Here is a 21,645-nt window from a genome sequence, read left to right on the forward strand (position 1 = left end):
AAACGCTCCTTGTGAAGGTGAGTTATTGTAGAAATTAATCCCGTTTAAACTGCGATCTCACCGTCTGATATTGAAACTTAGCGCCGCATCGCATGCGTGGCAGGGAATGTGCTACCATGCATCGCTCAGTTAACCACCCGTAAAATCGACCATGAAATTTCCCGGTAAACGCAAATCCAAACACTATTTTCCCGTCAGCGCGCGCGATCCGTTGCTGCAACAAATTCAGCCAGAAAATGAAACCAGCGCAGCCTGGGTGGTGGGCATCGACCAGACGCTGGTGGATATTGAAGCCAAAGTGGATGATGACTTTGTAAAACGTTATGGATTAAGCGCCGGGCATTCTCTGGTGATTGCCGATGATGTCGCAGAAGCGCTCTACCAGGAACTGGTGCGTGAAAATTTGATCACCCATCAGTTTGCGGGCGGTACTATCGGTAACACGATGCACAACTACTCTGTGCTGGCGGATGATCGCTCGGTGCTGCTGGGCGTGATGTGCAGCAATATCGAGATTGGCAGCTATGCGTACCGCTATTTATGCAATACCTCCAGCCGTACCGACCTGAATTACCTGCAAGGCGTTAACGGACCGATTGGCCGCTGCTTTACGCTGATTGGCGAGTCAGGTGAGCGTACCTTCGCAATCAGCCCTGGGCATATGAATAAGCTACGGGCGGAGAGCATCCCTGAATCGGTGATTGCCGGAGCATCCGCGCTGGTGCTGACGTCTTATCTGGTGCGCTGCGAGCCGGGTGAGCCGATGCCGGAAGCGACCATGAAGGCGATTGAATATGCCAAAAAACACAATGTGCCGGTGGTTCTGACCCTGGGCACCAAATTCGTCATTGCCGATAACCCGCAGTGGTGGCAGGCATTCCTGAAAGAGCATGTCTCTATTCTGGCGATGAATGAAGAAGAGGCTGAAGCGCTGACTGGCGAGAACGATCCGCTGCTGGCATCTGACAAGGCGCTGGATTGGGTGGATCTGGTGCTGTGCACGGCGGGTCCGGCGGGTCTGTATATGGCGGGCTTTACGGAAGAAGAAGTCAAACGTAAAACCCAGCATCCGCTGCTGCCCGGTGCTATTGCCGAATTTAACCAGTACGAATTCAGCCGCGCCATGCGCCATAAAGACTGTACCAATCCGCTGCGCGTGTATTCGCACATCGCACCGTATATGGGCGGACCTGAAAAGATAATGAACACCAACGGCGCAGGTGATGGCGCGCTGGCGGCATTGCTGCATGATATTACCGCCAACAGCTATCACCGCAGCAACGTGCCTAACTCCAGCAAGCACAAGTTCACCTGGCTGACCTATTCGTCGTTAGCCCAGGTGTGTAAATATGCTAATCGCGTGAGTTATCAGGTGCTGAACCAGCATTCACCGCGCCTGACGCGCGGTTTGCCGGAACGTGAAGACAGTCTGGAAGAGTCGTACTGGGACCGTTAAATCTTGCATAGGCCGGATAAGCGATAACGCTATCCGGCACGGACACTAACTGGCCGTAGCAACTTCACCTGCAGGCGGCGTTTCAATCAGCTCCAGCATGGTACGGGCGATTTCGCGCTCACCCATGACGACCTGGTTGGCGCCGCGTTCGGTAATATATTCCACCTCATCGTCATAATGCGCGCGGGCGATAATCTCAATCGACGGGCATTTCTCACGTGCAGAAGCGACAATTTCACCCGCTTCATAACCATTGGGAATGGTCAGCAGCAGCCAGCGCGCGCAATCCAGATGCGCCAGATTCATAATCTCTTCGTTGGCGGCATTTCCCAGTACCGCGCGGATCCCACGCTCGCGCAGTTCATCCACCCGGGTACGTGAGGTTTCGATCACCACCAGCGGGATCCCTGCAGCCATCAATTTCTCACCCAGCAGGCTGCCGACGCGACCAAAGCCAACCAGCAAGGCATGATTGCAGATATCCACCGGAATTTGCTTCTCTTCTTCGATAGCCTCTTCCAGCGTCTGCTCTTCCAGCGTTTCTGTTTTGGCGAGATATTTTTCTAACACCGCGAACAGCACCGGGTTGAGCATGATGGACAGGATTGCCCCCGCCAGTACCAGATTCTGTCCGGCCTGCGGCAGCAGGTTTAACGCCATTCCCAGACCCGCCAGGATAAAGGCAAATTCACCAATCTGCGCCAGGCTGGTGGCAATAGTGAGCGCCGTGCGTTGGGAGTGACCAAACAGGCGCACCAGGAAATAGGCGGCAAGGGATTTACCAAAGATGATAATCGCCAGCGTGCCCAGTACCGCCAACGGCTGCTGGATCAGAACTAACGGATCGAACAGCATCCCGACGGAGACGAAGAACAGCACGGCGAACGCATCGCGCAGCGGCAGGGTATCATGCGCCGCACGGTGGCTTAGTTCAGATTCATTCAGCACCATACCGGCGAAGAACGCGCCCAGCGCAAAGGAGACATCGAACAGCTCTACTGCGCCAAAGGCAATGCCTAAGGCGAGGGCGAGGACTGAGAGGGTAAACAGTTCGCGTGAACCGGTTGCGGCGCTGCGGGCCATAATCCACGGTACCAGGCGACGACCCACCAGCATCATAATCGCGATAAACGCCACCACCTTACCGATGGTAATGCCCATATCGACGGCCAGCGAAGCGAAGCCGACATCTTCTTTTTCCAGCATCCCGGCGACGGCTGGCAGGAGAACCAGCGTCAGCACCATCATCAGATCTTCGACAATCAGCCAGCCAATGGCAATTTGCCCTCGCTGGCTGTCAATGAGCTGTCGTTCTTCAAGCGCGCGCAGTAGCACCACGGTACTGGCGGTTGAAAGACACAGACCAAACACGATCCCCACCATCAGCGACCAGCCTAATACGGCTGAAAGCGCCATACCCAGCAGCGTTGCCACCGCTATCTGGGCAATCGCGCCGGGAATGGCGATAGACTTTACCGCCATCAAATCCTTCAACGAAAAGTGTAGCCCCACGCCGAACATCAGCAGAATAACGCCAAGCTCAGCCAGCTCAGGCGCGAGCTTAGTATCAGCAACAAAACCAGGTGTAAATGGACCGGCCAGAACGCCCGCTAACAGATATCCCACCAGAGGAGAAATACGCAGTTTATTGGCAATCATGCCTAATATAAAAGCGAGCACAAGGCCGCCGACAATGGTGGTGATAAGCGGGGTGGCGTGATGCATTCCGTCTCCTTTGGTTGCTGTGATGATCCTAAAAACCCAAACTACGAGTAATAGTTTATGACAATTTTAATGTTTATGTTTATGAATAATTATTGAATTTTGAAGAAAACGGGATTTTACGCGCAAAAAAGCACGGATCGGAAAAGTACGGTGATATGTGAGAGGTAAAGGCTGATGGCTACTGCAAGTAATGACGGCCAAAATTTACTTTTGGCCGTCAGAAAATCAGGCTTTGTGTCGGTTATCAGGTAAGAATATGGTCAGTATCCCCAGAAGTGGCAGGAAAGCACATATTTTGTAGACCAAATCGATGCTGGTATGGTCGGCTATCAGCCCTAACACCGCGGCTCCCAAGCCGCCCATGCCAAAGGCAAAACCGAAAAATAGCCCAGAAACCATGCCGATACGCCCAGGAAGCAGTTCCTGTGCGTAGACCAAAATAGCAGAAAACGCCGATGCGAGGATAAAACCAATGATCACGGTTAAAATCCCGGTCCATTCCAGCGTTGCGTAGGGTAAAACGAGGGTAAATGGCGCAACGCCGAGGATAGACCCCCAAATAACATATTTTCTGCCAATTTTATCGCCCAATGGTCCGCCAATCACCGTCCCGGCCGCGACGGCAAACAGGAAGGCAAACAGGTGAAACTGGGCGTTTTGTACCGATAATCCGAATTTTTGCATCAGATAAAAGGTGTAATAGCTGCTGATGCTCGCCATATAGAAGTATTTGGAGAAAATCAGCACCAGCAGGATGCTTACCGCCAGCACCACTTTATTGCGCGGTAACGGATTTACGATGGCGACTTTCGGTTTTCCTTTACTCATCCGATGCTGCGCAGCGTACCAACGGCTGATTTGTGCCAGGACGACAATCGCTAATAACGCAGCCAGAACAAACCAGGCTACATTACCCTTACCATATGGCGCGATGATGACAGCTGCCAGCAAAGGTCCCAGAGAGCTGCCGAAGTTGCCGCCAACCTGGAAAATTGACTGTGCCAGGCCGTGACGACCGCCGGAGGCCATGCGTGCCACGCGGGACGATTCCGGATGAAATACCGAAGAGCCGGTGCCAACCAGCGCCGCGGCGAGCAGCACCATATGGAAGCTGCCGGCCATGGCTAGCAAAACAAGTCCGCTCAGCGTGAAGCACATCCCAATGGGCAGCGACCACGGCATCGGGTATTTGTCCGTCCAGTAACCCACCACCGGTTGCAGCAGCGAAGAAGCAAGCTGGAAGGTTAGGGTGATCATCCCGATCTGCATGAACGTTAGCGAGAACTCTGACTGCAATAGCGGATAAATCGCCAGAATCAGCGACTGAATCATATCGTTTAGCAAATGGGAGAGGCTGATCGCTCCTAAAATGCCAAATGAGGTGCGTGCTTTAGCAACCGACGCTGACGCGCCAGCCACAGGCTGGGTTGGTTCACTTATTGCCATAGAAAGTCACTTCTGTTTGGGTTGCGATTATGAGGGTAATCTATTTTGTTATTATTACCTGACTAACATACCTGCGGAAGGTGTTTGAAGGAAGTCTCATTTCTGAAAACATTTTCGACTATTATTTTATATCATTGTAATTTCAGTCGTTGATTTTGGCTCAGGGAGAGAAATATGAAGTTTTTAAAACGGGGCGTGGCGCTGGCGTTATTAGCCGCATTTACGCTGGCAGGTCAGCCTGCACAAGCGTACGAAAAAGATAAAACCTACAAAATTACCATTTTGCATACCAACGATCATCACGGTCACTTCTGGCGCAGCGAATACGGAGAATACGGACTGGCGGCACAAAAAACGCTGGTGGACGGTATTCGTAAAGAGGTAGCTGAGGAAGGGGGCAGCGTACTGTTGCTTTCCGGTGGCGACATTAATACCGGCGTACCGGAGTCCGATCTGCAGGATGCGGAACCTGATTTTCGTGGGATGAACCTGATTGGCTATGACGCGATGGCGGTCGGAAACCACGAGTTTGATAATCCCATGACCGTACTGCGCCAGCAGGAAAAATGGTCCAAATTCCCGTTTCTCTCGGCCAATATCTATCAGAAAAGCACCGGCGAGCGTTTGTTTAAGCCGTGGGCTATCTTTAAGCGCCAGGATTTAAAAATTGCCGTACTCGGTTTGACTACTGACGATACGGCGAAAATAGGCAACCCCGAGTTCTTTACCGATATTGAGTTCCGTAAACCTGCTGATGAAGCCAAACTGGTTATTCAGGAACTGAATATGGGTGAAAAGCCAGACATCATTATCGCAACCACCCATATGGGACATTATGACAACGGCAACCACGGCTCGAACGCCCCTGGCGATGTCGAAATGGCGCGTAGCCTGCCGGCGGGATCGTTGGCGATGATTGTCGGTGGTCACTCGCAGGATCCGGTGTGTATGGCTTCAGAGAACAAGAAGCAGGTTGATTACGTACCGGGTACGCCGTGTGCGCCAGACAAGCAAAATGGGATCTGGATTGTGCAGGCGCACGAGTGGGGGAAATATGTGGGCCGGGCTGACTTTGAGTTCCGTAACGGCGAAATGAAAATGGTTAACTACCAGCTCATCCCCGTCAACCTGAAGAAAAAAGTGACCTGGGACAACGGTAAAAGTGAGCGCGTACTCTACACCCCGGAAATAGCTGAAAATCAGCAAATGCTTTCGCTGCTGACGCCGTTCCAGAATAAAGGTAAAGCGCAGCTCGACGTGAAAATCGGTAGCGTCAATGCGCGCCTCGAAGGCGACCGAAGCAAAGTCCGTTTCGTGCAGACCAACATGGGACATTTACTGCTGGCTGCGCAAATGGCGCGAACCAGCGCTGATTTTGGCGTGATGAGCGGCGGCGGCATCCGTGATTCCATCGAAGGTGGCGATATCACTTATAAGAGCGTGCTGAAAGTACAGCCGTTCGGAAACATCGTGGTGTATGCAGACATGAGTGGGAAAGAAGTGATTGACTATCTGACCGCTGTAGCACAAATGAAGCCGGACTCCGGGGCCTATCCGCAGTTTGCTAATGTCAGCTTTGTGGCGAAAGATGGCAAGCTTAACGATTTGAAAATCAAAGGCGAACCCGTTGACTCAGCCAAAACCTATCGCATGGCGACCCTGAGCTTCAATGCGACCGGCGGCGATGGCTATCCGCGAATTGATAACAAACCAGGCTATGTGAATACCGGGTTTATTGATGCTGAAGTGCTGAAAGAGTACGTGCAGAAGAACTCACCGCTGGATGCCAGTATGTATGAGCCGAAGGGTGAAGTTACCTGGCAGTAACAGGGCGGAGCGCCGGATGGCGGTGCTTGCACCTTATTCGGCCTACAAGTCAGTGTGATTTGTAGGCCTTAAAGCTGCGCGCCATCAGGCAATCATTCTAAAATCGCTTAATCACGGCGTGCGATGTCGGCGAATTTCGCATCCAGAATTTTCGCCAGATCGCCTGCTGCCAGTTCGATATCCAGCCCGCGTTTGCCGCCGGAAACATAAATGGTGTCAAACGTCTGGGCAGGGGCATCAATGAGCGTTGGCAATCTCTTTTTCTGTCCTAATGGGCTAATCCCCCCCACCAGATAACCGGTGGTTCGTTGCGCAACCATTGGATCGGCCATATCAACCTTTTTAGCCCCCAGCGCCTTAGCGACCTTTTTGAGATCCAGTTGACCGGCTACAGGCGTGACCGCAACTGCCAGATGCTTCATATCGCCATTCACGGCAACCAGCAGCGTTTTGTAGACCTGGTCCGCATTCAAACCTAACTTGCGCACCACTTCATCACCAAAGTTCGTCTCGGACGGATCGTGATCGTAGGAATGGATCTGGAAAGAAATTTTGTTTTTTTCGAGTAATTTAACGGCGGGTGTCATAGCAATTTTCCTGGACCAGACAAAATACGACTCAAGCATACGCCTGATGTCTGTCTAAAAAATAGTACCATCTTGCGCAATAGTATTGGCAGGATGATGACTTTGAGCGACAATCGAACTACACCGATGCTTTAAGCATTGGGATCATAATAATGATGAAATTCCTCTTTGACGGGCCAATAGAAATATTGGCCATTTTTTTACCGTAACATCTCCGGCAAATTTCCTTCTCCGTACAGATGCAACGCGCCAACGGCCACGACGTAATGACCAGCAGGCATCGCTCTGAGCCGATCGCGCCAGGCTGTGTTACGTTGATGCATCAATACGTCATACAACGACTGGCTAAAGGTATTGGGAAGCGTCAGTTCGCTATTGCGTGGCGGTGTTTTAAGCCACCAGCCCATCATTTGTTGCAACAATCTGGCATTGGTATGCCAGTGCGTCAGAGTATCGTCCAACAGGGCCAGTCCGTTATCAGGCAACTGACATAACAGCTCGATTTGACTGGATGCGCCTTCCAGCTCGATAACGGGTTTATGCGCTTGTTTTGCCGCTTTCAGCAATTGGTAATCAATCCCGTATTCTGCCCGTAGACCCAACTGCTGTGCCTGTGTCGCCTGTAATACCATGGCGATTTGCCACAACGGCTGAGTAGATAACAGCGATGGGGAAATGCCCAGTTCGTTGGTGACTTTACGCAGGTTTTCTAACTGCTCCGGGCTGATTCGTTCTTCGAGTGCGGCAAATGTAGGAAGGTTAGCAAACGGCGCGTCGTCACAGGAAACATCCGCTTCGACAATCAGCGCATCGGCATGGTTGAGTTTTTTGAGTAATTTGGCAGGCAGAGGTGCCATATCGCGACTGCCCATGTGAATACTGCCAATCAGATGAAAATGGCGGTTGCCGGGCAATGAAATGTCGATGGCAGGCCAGGTATAGTGGTTGCCGCGTAGCGCGGTGAAAAATGTTTTTACCCGGTATAACAGATCCATACGACCTCCCTAAGTAGACTTTCATGCTAGCGCGTGGTCCAGGAAGGTGCAATGCGAGAATCGCCGGATGGCGACGCGAAATCGTCTTATCCGGCCCACAATGTTACCTGCACTTTGTAGGCCGGATAAGCGTGAGCGCCATGCGGCAGAGGGTTACTCTTTCGGTTTGAAGCGCAGCAGTCGGTTAGCGTTGCTCACCACAGTAATGGAGGAGAGCGCCATCGCCGCCCCGGCAACGACCGGATTCAGCAGTGTTCCGGTGAACGGCCACAGGATCCCCGCGGCAACGGGAATACCGATGCTGTTATAAATAAACGCGCCGACCAGGTTCTGCTTCATATTACGCAACGTTGCCCGGGAGATAGACAGTGCATCCGCAACGCCCATCAAGCTATGACGCATCAGCGTAATCGCGGCGGTTTCAATCGCCACATCGCTGCCGCCACCCATGGCAATCCCTACATCGGCCTGAGCCAGCGCAGGTGCATCGTTGATACCGTCACCCACCATGGCAACCTGACGCCCCTGGCTTTGCAGACGTTTAATCGCCTCGGCTTTACCGTCCGGCAGAACACCGGCAATCACCTCATCAATACCGGCTTCTTTGGCAATAGCGTTAGCCGTGGTCGGGTTGTCACCGGTAAGCATCACCAGACGATACCCGTTGCGGTGCAGACGCTGAAGTGCTGCCACGCTGTCGCTACGCAGTGGATCACGCACCGCTAACAGTGCCGCCGCTTTACCATCAATCGCCAACAGGACCGGGGTTGAACCCTGGGATGCCTGAGCAGTGATTTCAGCTTCCATTTCAGTGGTATCTACCTGCTGTTCATTAAGCAGCGCCTGGTTGCCCAGCAGCAGCGTATGACCTTCCGTTTCACCACTGACGCCTAAACCGCGCAGCGTACGGAAACCATTGACCTGTGGCAGCGTAACATCACCGGCTTTGTCCAGTATCGCTCTGGCCAGCGGGTGGCTGGACCCCTGTTCAAGGGCTGCTGCCAGACGAATTGCCAGTGCTTCATCGGTGTTGCCAAACGTTTTGATGGCGACAACCTGCGGTTTACCTTCAGTCAATGTCCCGGTTTTATCAAATACGACGGTATCAAGCGTACTGGCGCGCTGCAGCGCATCGGCATCACGTACCAGAACCCCAAACTCAGCGGCACGACCCACACCGGAAATAATCGACATTGGTGTTGCCAGGCCCAGCGCACAAGGGCAGGCAATAATCAGTACGGTAGTGGCAATCACCAGCGTATAAACAATTTGTGGTGCCGGCCCGAAGAAATACCAGATTGCTGCACTTACCAGCGCAATGACTACGACGACCGGAACGAACACTGAGGAGATACGGTCAGCCAGTTTGCCAATCTCCGGTTTACTGCTTTGCGCCTGGCGCACCATACGAATAATACGTGACAGCGTGGTGTGGCTGCCAACGGCGCTGGCGCGAAACAGCACGCTGCCGTCTTGTACGACCGTACCGGCGTGGACGCTATCACCTTCGCCTTTTTGTTGCGGAATAGGCTCTCCGGTCAGCATGGCTTCATCAAGCCAGGCTTCGCCCTGAGTGATTTCGCCATCTACCGGAACGCGGTCACCGGTGGTCAGGCGCAGTAACATTCCCGCCTGAACGTCTGCCAGCGGCACGTTCTTTTCACCTTCGTCGGTAACAACACGCGCGGTCGGCGGTGTCAGATCGAGTAATTTTTCCAGTGCTTTGGACGAGCGCTGACGAGCCCGTGCTTCCAGCATGTGCCCGAGGTTAATCAGACCGATAATCATCGCACTGGCTTCATAATAGAGGTGTCGTGCTTCCATCGGGAACCATTGCGGCCAGAGGTTGACACTCATGGAATAAAGCCATGCCACCCCCGTACCCAGCGCCACCAGCGTATCCATGGTCGCGGTGCCGTTCATCAGGCTTTTCCACGCGTTGCGGTAAAAATGACCGCCCGCGAAAACCATCACGGCAAGCGTTGCCAGACCAATCGTCAGCCACAGGCTACGGTTGTCGGCAGTGACCATCATGTTTTCGCCAATCATTCCCCATACCATGACAGGGATACCCAACAGCAGCGCGACGGCCGCCTGCCAGCGAAAACGTTTCATGGTTGCCACGGCGGTTTCTTGCTGACGCTCGCGGCGCTTAACATCATCTTCAATGGCTTCTGCGCCGTAGCCCGCTTTTTCCACCGCTTTCACTAACTGGTCGGCGGACGCACTGCCCATTACCAGCGCAGTACGTTCCGCCAGGTTTACCCGTGCCTGCGTGACACCCGGTACGCTTTGCAGAGCATCTTGTACGCGGATAACACAGCTGGCGCAGCTCATGCCGTTTAACAGCAACTGTTGGCTGTCATCATCAGCCGTAGCTGCCGGAAGCTCGGAAGGGACCGCTGCCAGTGCTTCCGACGGGATTGATGACTCCGTCAGCGGTTTAGCCTTTGGGTGGCTTAACTCCGCGCCGTAACCGGCTTGTTTGATGGTTTCAATCAGCGCTTCAGCACTGGCGCTCCCGGTGATGTGCGCTTCAGTCACAGTGACATCCGCTTGCTCAACGTCCGGGCGTTGCTCCAGACTCTCTTTAACGCGTTTTACACAGTGACCACAGGACAAGCCGTCCAGGGTTAGATCGATTGTTTGAGACATAACCAACTCCTTTATTGCAGGATTAACTGACTGTGATAAAGGTTAAACCTTCCATCTAGGGGAAGGTCAAGGGAGTTTTTTGAAAAGGTGCAAAAAGGGCGAAAAGGAAGAAAAACGGGAACGTCAGAACAGGACGCTCCCGGTCAATTATTGATTGAGAACAATAAGCGGCGTTCGATGCTCCGGTTCATTCATCACCGTGAGATCGGCGCCGTACAGTGCATTTAGTGACGATTGCTGCAGAACATCCTGCGGACGACCGTTATCAACTATCCTGCCGCGTTCCATCAATACAACGCGGTCAGCATAGCGCGCCGCAAGGTTTAGATCGTGCAGGACGCAGCAGACGCTGAACTGTCGTTCACCTACCAGACGACGCAGCAGACGAAAAAGATGCTGTTGGTGGTGAATATCCAGGGCGGAGGTGGGTTCATCGAGAAACAGCCATTTTGGCCTGGGTTCGGGCTCCCAAAGTTGAACCAGCAGACGCGCCAGCTGTACCCGCTGTTGTTCTCCTCCCGACAGGTGCCGGTAATCGCGCGCGGCCAGCGCCTGGCAGTCACACAACGTCATGATGTGCTCCGTTTCATCGCCCGTGTTGCGCGTACGATACGGATGCCTGCCCATGCGGATGACCTCCTGCACGCTAAACGGGAAGGCCATATGACTGTTCTGGCGCATCACGGCACGGGTTTTTGCCAGCTCGGTGATTGACCACTCGTTCAGCGGCTTGCCAAACAAGCTACAACGCCCGCTGTGGGGCTGCAGATAGCCCGTAAGCTGGCGAAGCAGCGTCGATTTTCCGGCCCCATTCGGACCAAGAATCGCGATGATTTCTCCATCAGGTAGCGTCAGAGAAACGTCATCGGTCAGTCGTCTGCCCTGAATGTGGTAGACCAGATTTTCAGCGACGATCATGACATCCTCCGGCTACGCAGTATTAACCACAGGAAATACGGTCCACCGATCAAGCTGGTTAACAGGCCAACGGGCATTTCGGCAGGCTGAACAAGTGTGCGGGCCAGCGTGTCGGCAATCAGCAGTAAACAGGCGCCGGCCAGCGTAGAGCAGGGAATCAACCAGCGATGATCGGCGCCGGTAGTCATTCTGATCAGATGCGGGATCACAAGGCCAATAAAGCCAATCACGCCGCTGACGGAAACGGAAGCGCCAACCAGGAGCGAGCTGAGCAACAGTAATTGCTGGCGCTTACGTTTGACGTTTACGCCGAGGTAATGCGACTCTTCATCACCCAACTGCAGCAAATTAAGCGTTCCCGCCAGACAGACGGTGACAGCAATGGCTGGAAGAACAAACGTGCTGGCAACCAGCAGCGTTGGCCACTGGGCCTGGCCGAGATTCCCCATCATCCACAGCGTAAGTTGGCGTAGCTGCTGTTCGTCGCCCACATAGCTCAGCACGCCAATAGCCGAACCGCACAGAGCATTGATGGCGATACCTGCTAACAGCAGTTGCATCATTCCACCGTGGTTATGACGCTGGCTTATCAGGAAAATAATCGTGCAGACCACCATGCTGCCCGCGACGGCAAAAATCATCTGCTCATACAGCACCAGCACCACGGGGAATGAAAATGGGATAACTATCGCGATGCCAACCATCAGCGCGGAGCCGCTGCTGACGCCAAGCAGGCCGGGATCGGCCATCGGATTGCGAAAAAGTCCCTGCATAATGACCCCTGCCGTAGCCAGCGCAGCACCGACCAAAACGGCCAGCAGCACGCGGGGCAGGCGAATGTTCAACCAGATATCTCGGTATTCGTCGTTGAACAGGGCGCTGAAGCTAATGTTCAACGCCCCCTGGCTGGCACCGAACAGCATCAGAGCGACCAGCAAGAGAGAAAGGCCCGTCAGAATGCTGACGGAAGAAAGCGAGTCCTTAAGCACGCAACGCTCCATAACGTCTTTGCGGCGCGAAGTTTCCGCGCCGCGAGGGGTTTACGCGGGTTTCAGTCCCGGCTCAACCAAACTGTAAATCTGGTTTTTGAGTGCCGGTGCCGTGGCCAGTTCGTGAATGTGCCAGGCAACATCTGCGCGCATCACAAAGCCATGACACTCCTCGGCCTGTATTCGTTGCGCCAGGCCTGTGGCTTCACCGTTCAGCAAACCGCCGGGGCGGAGAATGGCGTAGTCCAGTTGACTGGTTTGTAGCCAGCTTTCAGCCAACGATTTTTCCCGTACGGCCTGGCCAAATGCGGTCCTGGCGCGTGGGGACAAAAAGGGCCAACTGTCGCCACAGCCCAGAGAGGTAACCAGAATCATGCGTTTGATCTCAGCTTTTTCTGCTTCATCAATGACGGTTCTGTGCGCCAGATAATCCTGGGCACCGCCCATGGAGGAGATCACCGTGGCATGCTGACCCGCTGCGCGACAGGCGCAGGCGGTGACCTGGCTGTCGCAGGCGTCGCCAATAAAGACCTGCACACCTTTTTCCTGCAGCCCGGCAGCAACCTGGGGATTGCGAACGACAGCAATCACCGGACGATGCTCCGCCAGTGCTAGCTCCAGCGTTTTCGCGCCGACGCCGCTTCCACCTGCACCAAAAATAAGCCATGGAGCCATCAGGCATGTTCCTTTAAAGATGAAGACAACGCGTGAAAGGCGCTGACCTGTTCGGCCAGTAGCTGTCGATGCTCATCGCGACCGAGGAAAATTTTGAACATAGCGCTACCCGCCTGGTTGAAGAAGAGAATGGACGCAGTGTCCATTCTCATAAATTTGCGTTCAATCAGGGCAATATGCGTGCAGTTTTCTGCCTTGATATGACCGGTCATGCCTTTTTTGCCGCGCAGGTTGAAGTAACCGTGGCGGTGGAATCCGGAAGGTAATTCACCGGTGAATTCCAGAATGACATCAGCAGTATGGACCAGGGTGGTGACTTTGCCCCATTCGCAGACGGTTTCCCAGACGGTATCAAATTGACTGCCGGAAACCAGCGTTGGGGAAGGGAGGTTTTTCACCACCTCCAGCAATGTAGTGTTGTACTGGGCTGCGATAGCTTCCAGCGTACCGTCCGGCTCAGTTTTCAAAAAATCCTGTAAAGAGACATGGCTCATTATTCACTCCTTTTATGGTTGCTCTACCGCAATGCGCGGCGCGTTAAGTGCCTGAATCAGTTCATCAAGAGACTGCAAAATATTGCTCGCCCAAAAACGCCCTTCATTGGTCAGGCGTACACAGGTGCTGGCATCTCGCGTCAGTCCTGCGTGATGCCATTGGGTCAGTAGCGGGGCCAGTTTTTGTGCATGAGGCGTCAGTTCATCCAACGGGACGCGGGCCGTCTCAATACCGGCCTGGAGAGTGTGTCGCCACTGGAAACCACGCTCGGCTGTGCGCATTATCATCATTAGCGGTTTTTTTCCGGCGGCGATAGATTCATGCCATGTATTCAGGTTGCGCTCGACCATCCAGGAATAGCCATTGACTGACCCTCCTGCGCCAGAGCCGAATGCCAGACAGTCTGCACCCTGTTTAATCAGCAGGTTGTACAGATTGCGTTCCCGTGTGGTACGCGCCCAGTGGCTGTTGCTGATGCAGCGCCAGCCCGCGCTGTCCATGAAATCGCAGCCCTGAAGATAGAGATCGCGGCGTTCGGCGGGAGAGGGAACGGTTGTGCGCCCGGTTTCAACTGCTTTGCCAAGCGGTGTATTAGGGATCAGATTCAGCGCATAAAGATCTACGCCGTCGAGGCCAATGTCGCGGGCAATCGCCAGATCCTCGCCCCACAGTTTTGCGTCTTGTCCTGGCAGACCAAATAGCAGATCGCACACCACGGCGGCACGATCCCGTTTTACCAGTCCCTGCATAAAGGCCGTTGCGGTCGGGCCGTCCGAAGTACGCGCCATTTTCTTGCGGATCCGGCTGTTAAAAGACTGAATACCGATCGAAAATCGATTGGCGCCAGCGTCAAGGCAGGCATCGATTCGCGCATCGTCAAAATTGAGCACTCGCCCCTCAATGGTGATTTCGCAGTCCGGCGCCAGCGGTAGCTTGTCACGCAGCGCGGTGATGATTCTGGCCAGGTCCTGTGCAGACAACGCAGAAGGCGTACCGCCGCCAAAATAGACGGCGTGAATGGGGGCTGACTGGTGTAATGCGCTATCAGCTTCCATCTCTATTTCGCGCAACAGCGCGTTGGTGTAGCGGGCGCAGTTGTCTTCTTCAAACCGGTTTTGATAAAAACCGCAGAAAGTACAATGTGTTGCACAAAAAGGGATATGCAAGTACACCAGCCGTTTACGTGGCGGGGTTGGCTGGCTGATGACCTCCTGCCAGGTTTGTGACAAAAGCTCTTTGGCAACCGGGATCGCCCCACGCCAGGGCATCGTGGCGCGGCGATCCTTAAATGGCTGACTTCCCTCGAGCGCAAAATGCGCGGTGAGATCCAGCGAGTGTTCAGTTTTCATTCTTCTTAATAAATCCAGTTAGTGAGGCCAGAATTGCTGGTGCAGGGCTTCAACCGCATCGGTGACGCGAGGTCCCATCCCCAGAATCAGCGCCTGGTCTACTGCCACAATGCGCTGATTTTTCCAGGCCGCAGTGTGGGTAATACCGGCAATCGCGCTCAGGCGAGCCAGACCGCCATCGACCATTTGCGACGTCACCACGATCACCTCCGGGTTGGCGGCGATCAGTGACTCCGCGCTGTAGCTTTTATACTGCGCATGGGTGGCGACATTTTGTGCGCCTGCGAGGGTCATAATGGCATCGGCAACGCTGCCTTTTCCGGCGATCTGAGGTGCGCTGCCGCCAGCAGAGAGAATGAACATTGCTTTGACCGGCGCGTTTTTCGCCGCCACGCTGTGCTTAATACGCTCCAGACGTTGCTGCAGGCGATTGACTAACGCCTCACCTTGGTCAGGAATGTGCAGTGTTGTAGCCAGTTCTCGAATGTTGGCGTACATCTGTTCTACGGTGGCCGGTACGCGCGGCAACGTCACGACGTTAACCTTTTGCGCCCGCAACTGATCCAACACGATTTGGGGTCCTGCATCCTGCCAGGTGATAAAGCTGTCCGGATGGAGCGACAAAATGCCCTCGCTGCTTAACTGCTTCCAGTAGCCGATATGCGGGAGTGTGGCAGTTTCGGGCGGATATGAGGTGGTTTCATCAACGCCGACCACCCGGTTGCCGACGCCCATGGCGTATACCAGTTCGCTAAGCGAGCCGCCCGCCACCACCAGGCGGTCGGCGGACTGGGCACTGAAAACGCAGGCGAGGCTCAGTAAGCCAATCATGAGTTTTTTCATCGTCAGAAATTCCACGCAAAGCCAACGGCGGCATTGAAACCAGCATCTGGAATAGATTCATGTGCGGTTCTGTAACGCTTATCGGTCAGGTTGTTGAGCGCGAGGTTGACCTGATACTGGTCCTGCGGACCGAACTCGGTGTTGAATGCGAGGTTAAGTGTGGCCCAGCCAGGGTAGTTGATTTCCGTGGTGCCGGTATTATCTTTAGCGCTGGACGCCGCGCGGATAAAGGCATCGGATGTCACGTTAGCGACATTCATCAACCAGGTATGTTTCAGGCCGACGCGCCCGGTCAGCGTGGGCTCGCCGGTATCCCAGGTTTTTAGGGTATTGCCTTCGTACTGACGGCGAATGAGATTACCGCTCAGGTAAGGTGAAACCGCCCAGCCGTTGTATTCTGCGGTGAGTTCCATGCCCCAGGTTTTGGCCCGATCGATGTTTTCGTAGTAGTAATAGCCACCCCGTGAAGAGGTGGTATTACCGCTGCAAACGGGTTGGCCTGAACAGGCCAGGCTGGCGATATAGTCTTTGGCTTCGGAGTAATAAATGGCGCCGTCAATCAGCCACATATTCCCTTTATACCGTGCGCCCAGCTCATAGTTATTCGAGTGTTCCGCCTTCAGGTTTGGGTTGCCGTAGGTCACGCTTCCGCCTGCGGACGTCTGCATAAACAGCTGAGTCAGCGTGGGGAAAACATAGCCTTGGGCATACGCTGCCCGGAGTTCAAGATCTTTAAAACCGGAATAGCGCAGGCTGGTTGAGGTCACTAGTTCATCATCGTGTACTGAATTTCCTCCGGTGGATTGCCAGGTACTGCCGCTGCTTTGCAGGGTTTGCGTATCGTTGCGATTGAGTTTCGAAGACAGCCAGTACTGGCGTGCGCCTATGGTCCAGGTCCAGTCATCGGCAAAGCGCCAGTCGTTTTGCGCGAATAATGAGGTATTGCTTTGCTCCGCTTCGTTGTATGACAGGGTGCGGGTTTGCGTATCGAAGAAGCCGGTAGCCGCGGTCTGGCGTGTACTGCCGTCCGTGTCCTGTTTGATTTTGTCATGCTGATATTGAGTGCCAATCACCAGCTCGTTGTTCGCGGGAAGGGAGAAATTGCCCTGCAGCGTTACCCCCTGGGTATACTGTTTGTCGTTGGTATTGGTTTGATTGTTTATCGTCAGCGCTTTAATCGCCGGGCTGGGAATTACCTGAGTCGTTTTGACCCGGTTTTCAAATTTGCGCTCTATTGTCTGGCTGTATGCGTCAACATGGATTTTCTTCAGGTAATCCCCGTCAGCCGCATAGTCGTAGAAAAGACCGATTTTCTCGCGTTCCAGCTTAGGTATTTTGACGCTAAAGTCGTCGAACTGGCCCTCTGGATCGTCAAACCAGGTTTGAGTAGACAGTTTGTAACGATCGAGCGAGAGTCCGATTTTATGGCGATCGAAGTTGTAGCCCAGCCACACGCCCTGGCCGTTATTACGGAAGTTGGTGTCAGGCAATCTTCCGTCAGGCGTATCGCGGTCCCCCTGGTCGGAGTAGCTGCCATTGATGCGGTAGTCAAAGTTTCCGATGCTGCCCCAGGCTGCCGCTGATTCTTCCCATCCTGCCGTTGCGGAGTTATAAACGGCCTTAATGCTGCCGCCGAGAGGCTTATCGCCGCCTTTTTTGGTAATAAAATTCACGACGCCGCCAATCGCCTGCGAACCGTAGAGGACAGAGTAGGGGCCTTTGACCACCTCAATGCGTTCCAGCGCGGATTCGTCAATCAGCAAACCGGCCCCGTAGTTTTGCCCGGCACGTTGGTAGCTGACGACCTGGCCGTCGATCAAAATCAGCACCCGCGAAGAGGCTTCGCCACGGATACGAATTTGTTTCCGGCCAGCGAGGGCGTTATCGGTGACTTCGACGCCGGGAATATCTTGTAAATCATCAGCAATAGAAACGCTGGTGGAGTTTTGCAGCGTCTGGCGATCGATAACCTGAATAGTTGCCGGGCTATCCCAGAGACTACTTTCAGAGCGGTTAGCCGTGACGATCACCGTATCATCATCGGGCGTTGAAGCGTGTGTTGTAGAGGTAGCTGCAGAAGCAGCGCCGGACATGCATAATGTCAGGGTTGAAAGAATAAATGGCCTTTGGTTAATCCGTGGCAACATAAGAGAACCTTTATTGAATGTAAATGATCATCATTATCATTCGCATTTATATATAAAAATGTTTCCCTTTGTTCAATATGAAAGATGTATAACCAATATATCTTTTGATTTGAGTCAATTTTGTACGGTCAATAAATACTGAAATGTGATCTGTATCGGGTATAACAATGTGAATAGAAAGGATTTATTCATCTCTTTATTGACTTAAAATGTGCAGATTTCTCGGGTAAATGATTACGGCAATCTGGGCTATAATGTGGCTCAGCACTAACAAGCACCGCGGGGGAAATGTGAATATTAGCGATGTTGCGAAAAAAACCGGTTTAACCAGCAAAGCCATTCGCTTTTATGAAGAGAAAGGACTGGTGACGCCGCCGCTGCGTAGTGACAATGGCTATCGCACTTACAACCAACAGCATCTGAATGAACTGACGTTGCTGCGTCAGGCGCGGCAGGTTGGATTTAATCTGGAAGAGTGCGGCGAGCTGGTAAACCTGTTTAACGATCCGGCGCGTCACAGCGCGGATGTGAAAAAGCGCACCCTGGAAAAGGTGGCGGATATTGAGCGGCATATCAGTGAGCTGCAGGCCATGCGCTTGCATTTGCTGGCGCTGGCAGACAGTTGCCCCGGCGATGATAGCGCCGAATGCCCAATCATTGATAATCTCTCAGGCTGCTGCCATCACAAAGCCAAGGCTTAACGGCGAGAGGGATTGAGCATAAACACCACCGTGCCGCGATACCACGGGGATTTCTCAAGCTGCGCTTCAGCCAGTGGATCCCGGTTACCGTTTTGCACCAGTCCCAGCTTAAATGGAATGCGCAGGCGGCTGAGCGCGGGCAAATACGCCTGATAATTCGTCACCGTGTGACGCCCCTGATAGCTTTGCACCACCAGTTCATCGACCGCCAACGCGTTCAGCGTAGCGACGTCGCCCGTTTTTGCCCAATCCAGTAGTCCGGTTACGCCTAGCGCAAACTCGGCCGGGAGCTGTTGGCGCAGTTGCTGCAGAAAGCGGGCGTAGTCGGTCAGTTGATGGGTCGCTGCGTCAAAATCAACCTGCAGGCCGACGACGTGATTCCCGGCGGCCTGCCAGCGTTGCATCAACCGTATGATACGCGCCGGGATTTCCTCCGGTACGTCGAGCGTGGTAAAGCGTACGGTCAGCCAGATTGACGGAAAAGACAGACGGCTGACCGGCAGTCCGAGACGCTGGAAAACCACGTTACCCGAACGAACCAGCACCTCGCCCTGATGCAGATAGACCGTTTGCGCGTTTTTCAGCTCGTCACTGGCCTTCACTCCGGACCACAGCCAGAAGGCGGGATGCTCACGGGCGGCGACGATATCCGCCGCCTGTGCCTGGCCCAGCAGCAGTGTGGTTACCAGTAGTATTTGAGTTTTTGCGCCCACGGGCTTCCCGGATACTGCGTTTTCAGTTGGGTGAACCAGCCCTTACGCTGCAGTTTATCCACTTCCTCGCCGCCGCACTCGTTAGCGCCTGAAGGCGCATAGCACATGATGGCGCGATACAACGCGAAGCTCTTATCTTCGACTTCAGCGGTGGGCGAGGTGATTACCTGCTGATAGTAGCTTTGTCTGTCGAACTGGCCGAAGGGTTTCTTGCGCGAGATTGCTGATTCAAGCTCGTCATTGCCAGCGCTGTTTTTCCACAGATCAACATGCGTTTGCGTGGTGCGGAAGAATTCGCCTAAGCAGTTCAGCGCGTGAGCATCATCCGCTTTTTTGCTCAATACCGTTACCGTTTCATTGAGGCTGCGGCACGTATAGCCCGCCTGCGCCGTGTCGCCATTCCAGTCGAATATGCTCAGGTTAACGTCAGCAAACGCTTCGCCAATGACCGGAGGCGTAATCGCGCTGGCCAGTTTTCTGTCATTCAGCCAATCGCCAAAACGATTCTCTGTAAGATCTCGCACCAGCAGCGTATGCAACGCAATGGTACGCTCTTCGTTATTCGGGCCATGAACGGCCTGCTGGCGCAGCAGTTCTGGTGTGGCCTGTGTTTTCAGTACCTGCGAACGAAAGCGCAGGTTGGTCACCGCGCTATTCGGTGCGAAAACCGCAGCCACGTCGCCGCTATATACCAGCGTGGCGGCAAGCTTAGCCTGCACATATTGCTGCTGTTCGTTATCCTGGCTGAGTTTTAACAACTGCTGCCAGAAATCGCGCGCCTCGGCCCATTTCTTCTGGCCCATCAACGCTTCGCCGTACAGCACCTGTTCGCTGAAGGCGAGGGTATCGTGAGCGGCAAGTTTCTGCGCTGGCGTAACTGCCTGAATAATTGCCGCGTAGTTGCCCGTTGCCAGCCACAGATTGAGTTGCAGATCGCGCCATAGCGGCAGTTTTTGGCTCTGTTCAAACACCGGTTTGCTGGCGTCGAGCTGTGCCTGCGTCAGCGTGGGTTTGTTATTGTTATCCAGGCGCAGCGCGCGTAGCAGTTCGATATAGCTGACTCGCGGCGCGTTGGGGAAGGCTTCAACGACGGACTGGTCGTAGAACGCCATGCCATAGACATTATCGTATTCGATGACATTTTCGCGCAGTTGCTGTGCGTCAGTCGACTGCTTCAGCGTCTGTTCATACAACCCGGCCAGCTGCGGCCATGACTGTAAATACCAGTTGATGCGACGCAACATGCCTCGTGAAGAGTCAGCGTAGAGTCCTTGGGGAAAACGCTGCAGATAGGCCTGCGCCAACTCTTGAGCCTGAGTGGCATCCTCGCGGTTAATTTTCGCAATATCAAAATCGCCGTACTCGCCCACGCTGTTCTGACTGCTCTTGTTCAACGCCGTGCGCATCAGCATGTATTGCGCAGTCTCTGCCAGCCACGGACGATCGCTTTTGGCAAGCTGAGCGAAATCCCGTTCGGCACTGGCATAATCACCGGCATAGAAACTGGCGGCTGCTGCCAGATAGCTTTTATAGGGCAGAGCAGGAGAATCTGCCGGGAAGGTAGCAAGAGAAGACTCAATTTGCTCGCGGGTTGCTCCGGAAAGCAGTCCTGTACGCGCCTGGGCTAAGGCCTGACGCTGTTCCGCCGTTAACGTGGAATCGGCCAACAGCGCGGCAAAAAACGCGCTGACGCTCTCGGTGTTATTCGAAACATGGCGGTTCTCAAGCTCAGCGTCGTTGATGTTTATTTCGTCGGCGCTAATGTTCAGCTCGGCCATCTGTTGGGAGAGAGGGCTGTCTGCGGCGGATGCCGGAGCAGCGGCTGGCTGCGGGGCAGCCTCATCCCACTGCGGGTGATAGGCAAAATAGAAATCACGGGAGCGGGTGATGTCTGCGGGCATTGATTGCACCGGCAGAGCAAATGATTTTTCCTGGCTCAGCAGCCGCAGCAGGTTGTCACGGCTGTCGTTTTCAGGGTTAAAGGTCGGTGTTCCCTTTAGTAGACAGCTGTCGTCGCTCCATTTGCAGTCTTCCATATCGAACGAAGCGAATGCCTGCGGGGCGGCGGTCAGCAATATGCAAAGGGCAAAGGCAAGGGGTGTCTTCCTGACCATAGTCTTATTT

17 protein-coding genes are annotated in these 21,645 nt (G+C 53.9%); 3 read left to right on the forward strand and 14 right to left on the reverse strand.

All coding sequences use genetic code 11. The features are described from left to right. The first annotated feature begins 151 nt into the window (after positions 1–151). The gene (gene gsk, locus OGY71_RS09460) at positions 152–1,456 is read left to right on the forward strand and encodes an inosine/guanosine kinase (RefSeq protein WP_003831054.1); all 1,305 of its coding nucleotides are present in this window, start codon (positions 152–154) and stop codon (positions 1,454–1,456) included. Between the two features lie 45 nt (positions 1,457–1,501). Here gsk and ybaL read toward each other — a convergent pair whose 3' ends face one another. Beyond that, positions 1,502–3,181, reverse strand: coding sequence for a YbaL family putative K(+) efflux transporter (gene ybaL, locus OGY71_RS09465; protein ID WP_003021783.1), 1,680 nt, complete (start codon positions 3,179–3,181; stop codon positions 1,502–1,504). 225 nt (positions 3,182–3,406) lie between these two features. Next, complete coding sequence (gene fsr, locus OGY71_RS09470) at positions 3,407–4,627, reverse strand: fosmidomycin MFS transporter (protein ID WP_003021788.1); 1,221 nt, start codon at positions 4,625–4,627, stop codon at positions 3,407–3,409. A gap of 174 nt (positions 4,628–4,801) precedes the next feature. Here fsr and ushA point away from each other — a divergent pair, with 174 nt between their 5' ends. Continuing rightward, positions 4,802–6,454, forward strand: a complete 1,653-nt coding sequence (gene ushA, locus OGY71_RS09475; RefSeq protein WP_003831055.1) for a bifunctional UDP-sugar hydrolase/5'-nucleotidase UshA — start codon at positions 4,802–4,804, stop codon at positions 6,452–6,454. A 107-nt stretch (positions 6,455–6,561) separates the two neighbouring features. Here ushA and ybaK read toward each other — a convergent pair whose 3' ends face one another. The 10 genes from ybaK to OGY71_RS09525 all read right to left on the reverse strand — a co-directional run bounded on the left by ybaK (position 6,562) and on the right by OGY71_RS09525 (position 18,107). Continuing rightward, on the reverse strand, positions 6,562–7,041 hold the full coding sequence (ybaK, locus tag OGY71_RS09480; RefSeq protein ID WP_164563042.1) for a Cys-tRNA(Pro)/Cys-tRNA(Cys) deacylase YbaK: 480 nt from the start codon (positions 7,039–7,041) through the stop codon (positions 6,562–6,564). A 200-nt stretch (positions 7,042–7,241) separates the two neighbouring features. Beyond that, a complete protein-coding gene (locus tag OGY71_RS09485; RefSeq protein ID WP_063941325.1) occupies positions 7,242–8,036 on the reverse strand; it encodes a TraB/GumN family protein in 795 nt (264 codons plus the stop codon). A 153-nt stretch (positions 8,037–8,189) separates the two neighbouring features. Further along, positions 8,190–10,691 carry a copper-exporting P-type ATPase CopA gene (gene copA, locus OGY71_RS09490; RefSeq protein ID WP_032942557.1) on the reverse strand — a complete coding sequence of 834 codons (2,502 nt, stop codon included), beginning with the start codon at positions 10,689–10,691 and terminating at the stop codon, positions 8,190–8,192. A 147-nt stretch (positions 10,692–10,838) separates the two neighbouring features. Then, complete coding sequence (locus OGY71_RS09495; RefSeq protein ID WP_149334996.1) at positions 10,839–11,609, reverse strand: heme ABC transporter ATP-binding protein; 771 nt, start codon at positions 11,607–11,609, stop codon at positions 10,839–10,841. Next, positions 11,606–12,598, reverse strand: coding sequence for a FecCD family ABC transporter permease (locus OGY71_RS09500; RefSeq protein ID WP_232079125.1), 993 nt, complete (start codon positions 12,596–12,598; stop codon positions 11,606–11,608). The genes OGY71_RS09495 and OGY71_RS09500 overlap by 4 nt, the downstream gene beginning before the upstream one ends. A 51-nt stretch (positions 12,599–12,649) precedes the next feature. Next, complete coding sequence (gene chuY / locus OGY71_RS09505; protein WP_286613169.1) at positions 12,650–13,273, reverse strand: anaerobilin reductase; 624 nt, start codon at positions 13,271–13,273, stop codon at positions 12,650–12,652. Then, on the reverse strand, positions 13,273–13,767 hold the full coding sequence (gene hutX / locus OGY71_RS09510) for a heme utilization cystosolic carrier protein HutX (protein ID WP_063941329.1): 495 nt from the start codon (positions 13,765–13,767) through the stop codon (positions 13,273–13,275). Before hutX ends, chuY begins: the two co-directional genes overlap by 1 nt. Positions 13,768–13,779: 12 nt before the next feature. After that, positions 13,780–15,117 carry a heme anaerobic degradation radical SAM methyltransferase ChuW/HutW gene (gene hutW, locus OGY71_RS09515; protein WP_003831065.1) on the reverse strand — a complete coding sequence of 446 codons (1,338 nt, stop codon included), beginning with the start codon at positions 15,115–15,117 and terminating at the stop codon, positions 13,780–13,782. An 18-nt stretch (positions 15,118–15,135) separates the two neighbouring features. Continuing rightward, a complete protein-coding gene (locus OGY71_RS09520) occupies positions 15,136–15,960 on the reverse strand; it encodes a heme/hemin ABC transporter substrate-binding protein (protein ID WP_063941330.1) in 825 nt (274 codons plus the stop codon). 2 nt (positions 15,961–15,962) lie between these two features. Beyond that, positions 15,963–18,107 (reverse strand): TonB-dependent receptor plug domain-containing protein, encoded by a 2,145-nt coding sequence (locus OGY71_RS09525; RefSeq protein WP_286613171.1) that lies wholly within the window; start codon positions 18,105–18,107, stop codon positions 15,963–15,965. Positions 18,108–18,397: 290 nt separating this feature from the next. Here OGY71_RS09525 and cueR point away from each other — a divergent pair, with 290 nt between their 5' ends. After that, positions 18,398–18,808, forward strand: coding sequence for a Cu(I)-responsive transcriptional regulator (gene cueR / locus OGY71_RS09530; RefSeq protein WP_286613173.1), 411 nt, complete (start codon positions 18,398–18,400; stop codon positions 18,806–18,808). Here cueR and OGY71_RS09535 read toward each other — a convergent pair. After that, complete coding sequence (locus OGY71_RS09535) at positions 18,805–19,521, reverse strand: DUF3142 domain-containing protein (protein WP_286613175.1); 717 nt, start codon at positions 19,519–19,521, stop codon at positions 18,805–18,807. The genes cueR and OGY71_RS09535 overlap by 4 nt on opposite strands. Beyond that, positions 19,491–21,635 (reverse strand): PA5441 family protein, encoded by a 2,145-nt coding sequence (locus tag OGY71_RS09540; RefSeq protein WP_286613177.1) that lies wholly within the window; start codon positions 21,633–21,635, stop codon positions 19,491–19,493. Before OGY71_RS09540 ends, OGY71_RS09535 begins: the two co-directional genes overlap by 31 nt. Between the last annotated feature and the right edge of the window lie 10 nt (positions 21,636–21,645).

Origin of the sequence: Citrobacter sp. Cpo109 (assembly GCF_030332565.1) — a bacterium.
Lineage (GTDB): Bacteria > Pseudomonadota > Gammaproteobacteria > Enterobacterales > Enterobacteriaceae > Citrobacter > Citrobacter portucalensis.

Bases quoted from the DNA above. Each gene is read 5' to 3' on its own strand.
- gsk (WP_003831054.1), top strand. From the start codon at position 152: ATGAAATTTCCCGGTAAACGCAAATCCAAACACTATTTTCCCGTCAGC.
- ybaL (WP_003021783.1), bottom strand. From the start codon at position 3,181: ATGCATCACGCCACCCCGCTTATCACCACCATTGTCGGCGGCCTTGTG.
- fsr (WP_003021788.1), bottom strand. From the start codon at position 4,627: ATGGCAATAAGTGAACCAACCCAGCCTGTGGCTGGCGCGTCAGCGTCG.
- ushA (WP_003831055.1), top strand. From the start codon at position 4,802: ATGAAGTTTTTAAAACGGGGCGTGGCGCTGGCGTTATTAGCCGCATTT.
- ybaK (WP_164563042.1), bottom strand. From the start codon at position 7,041: ATGACACCCGCCGTTAAATTACTCGAAAAAAACAAAATTTCTTTCCAG.
- OGY71_RS09485 (WP_063941325.1), bottom strand. From the start codon at position 8,036: ATGGATCTGTTATACCGGGTAAAAACATTTTTCACCGCGCTACGCGGC.
- copA (WP_032942557.1), bottom strand. From the start codon at position 10,691: ATGTCTCAAACAATCGATCTAACCCTGGACGGCTTGTCCTGTGGTCAC.
- OGY71_RS09495 (WP_149334996.1), bottom strand. From the start codon at position 11,609: ATGATCGTCGCTGAAAATCTGGTCTACCACATTCAGGGCAGACGACTG.
- chuY (WP_286613169.1), bottom strand. From the start codon at position 13,273: ATGGCTCCATGGCTTATTTTTGGTGCAGGTGGAAGCGGCGTCGGCGCG.
- hutX (WP_063941329.1), bottom strand. From the start codon at position 13,767: ATGAGCCATGTCTCTTTACAGGATTTTTTGAAAACTGAGCCGGACGGT.
- hutW (WP_003831065.1), bottom strand. From the start codon at position 15,117: ATGAAAACTGAACACTCGCTGGATCTCACCGCGCATTTTGCGCTCGAG.
- OGY71_RS09520 (WP_063941330.1), bottom strand. From the start codon at position 15,960: ATGAAAAAACTCATGATTGGCTTACTGAGCCTCGCCTGCGTTTTCAGT.
- OGY71_RS09525 (WP_286613171.1), bottom strand. From the start codon at position 18,107: ATGTTGCCACGGATTAACCAAAGGCCATTTATTCTTTCAACCCTGACA.
- OGY71_RS09540 (WP_286613177.1), bottom strand. From the start codon at position 21,635: ATGGTCAGGAAGACACCCCTTGCCTTTGCCCTTTGCATATTGCTGACC.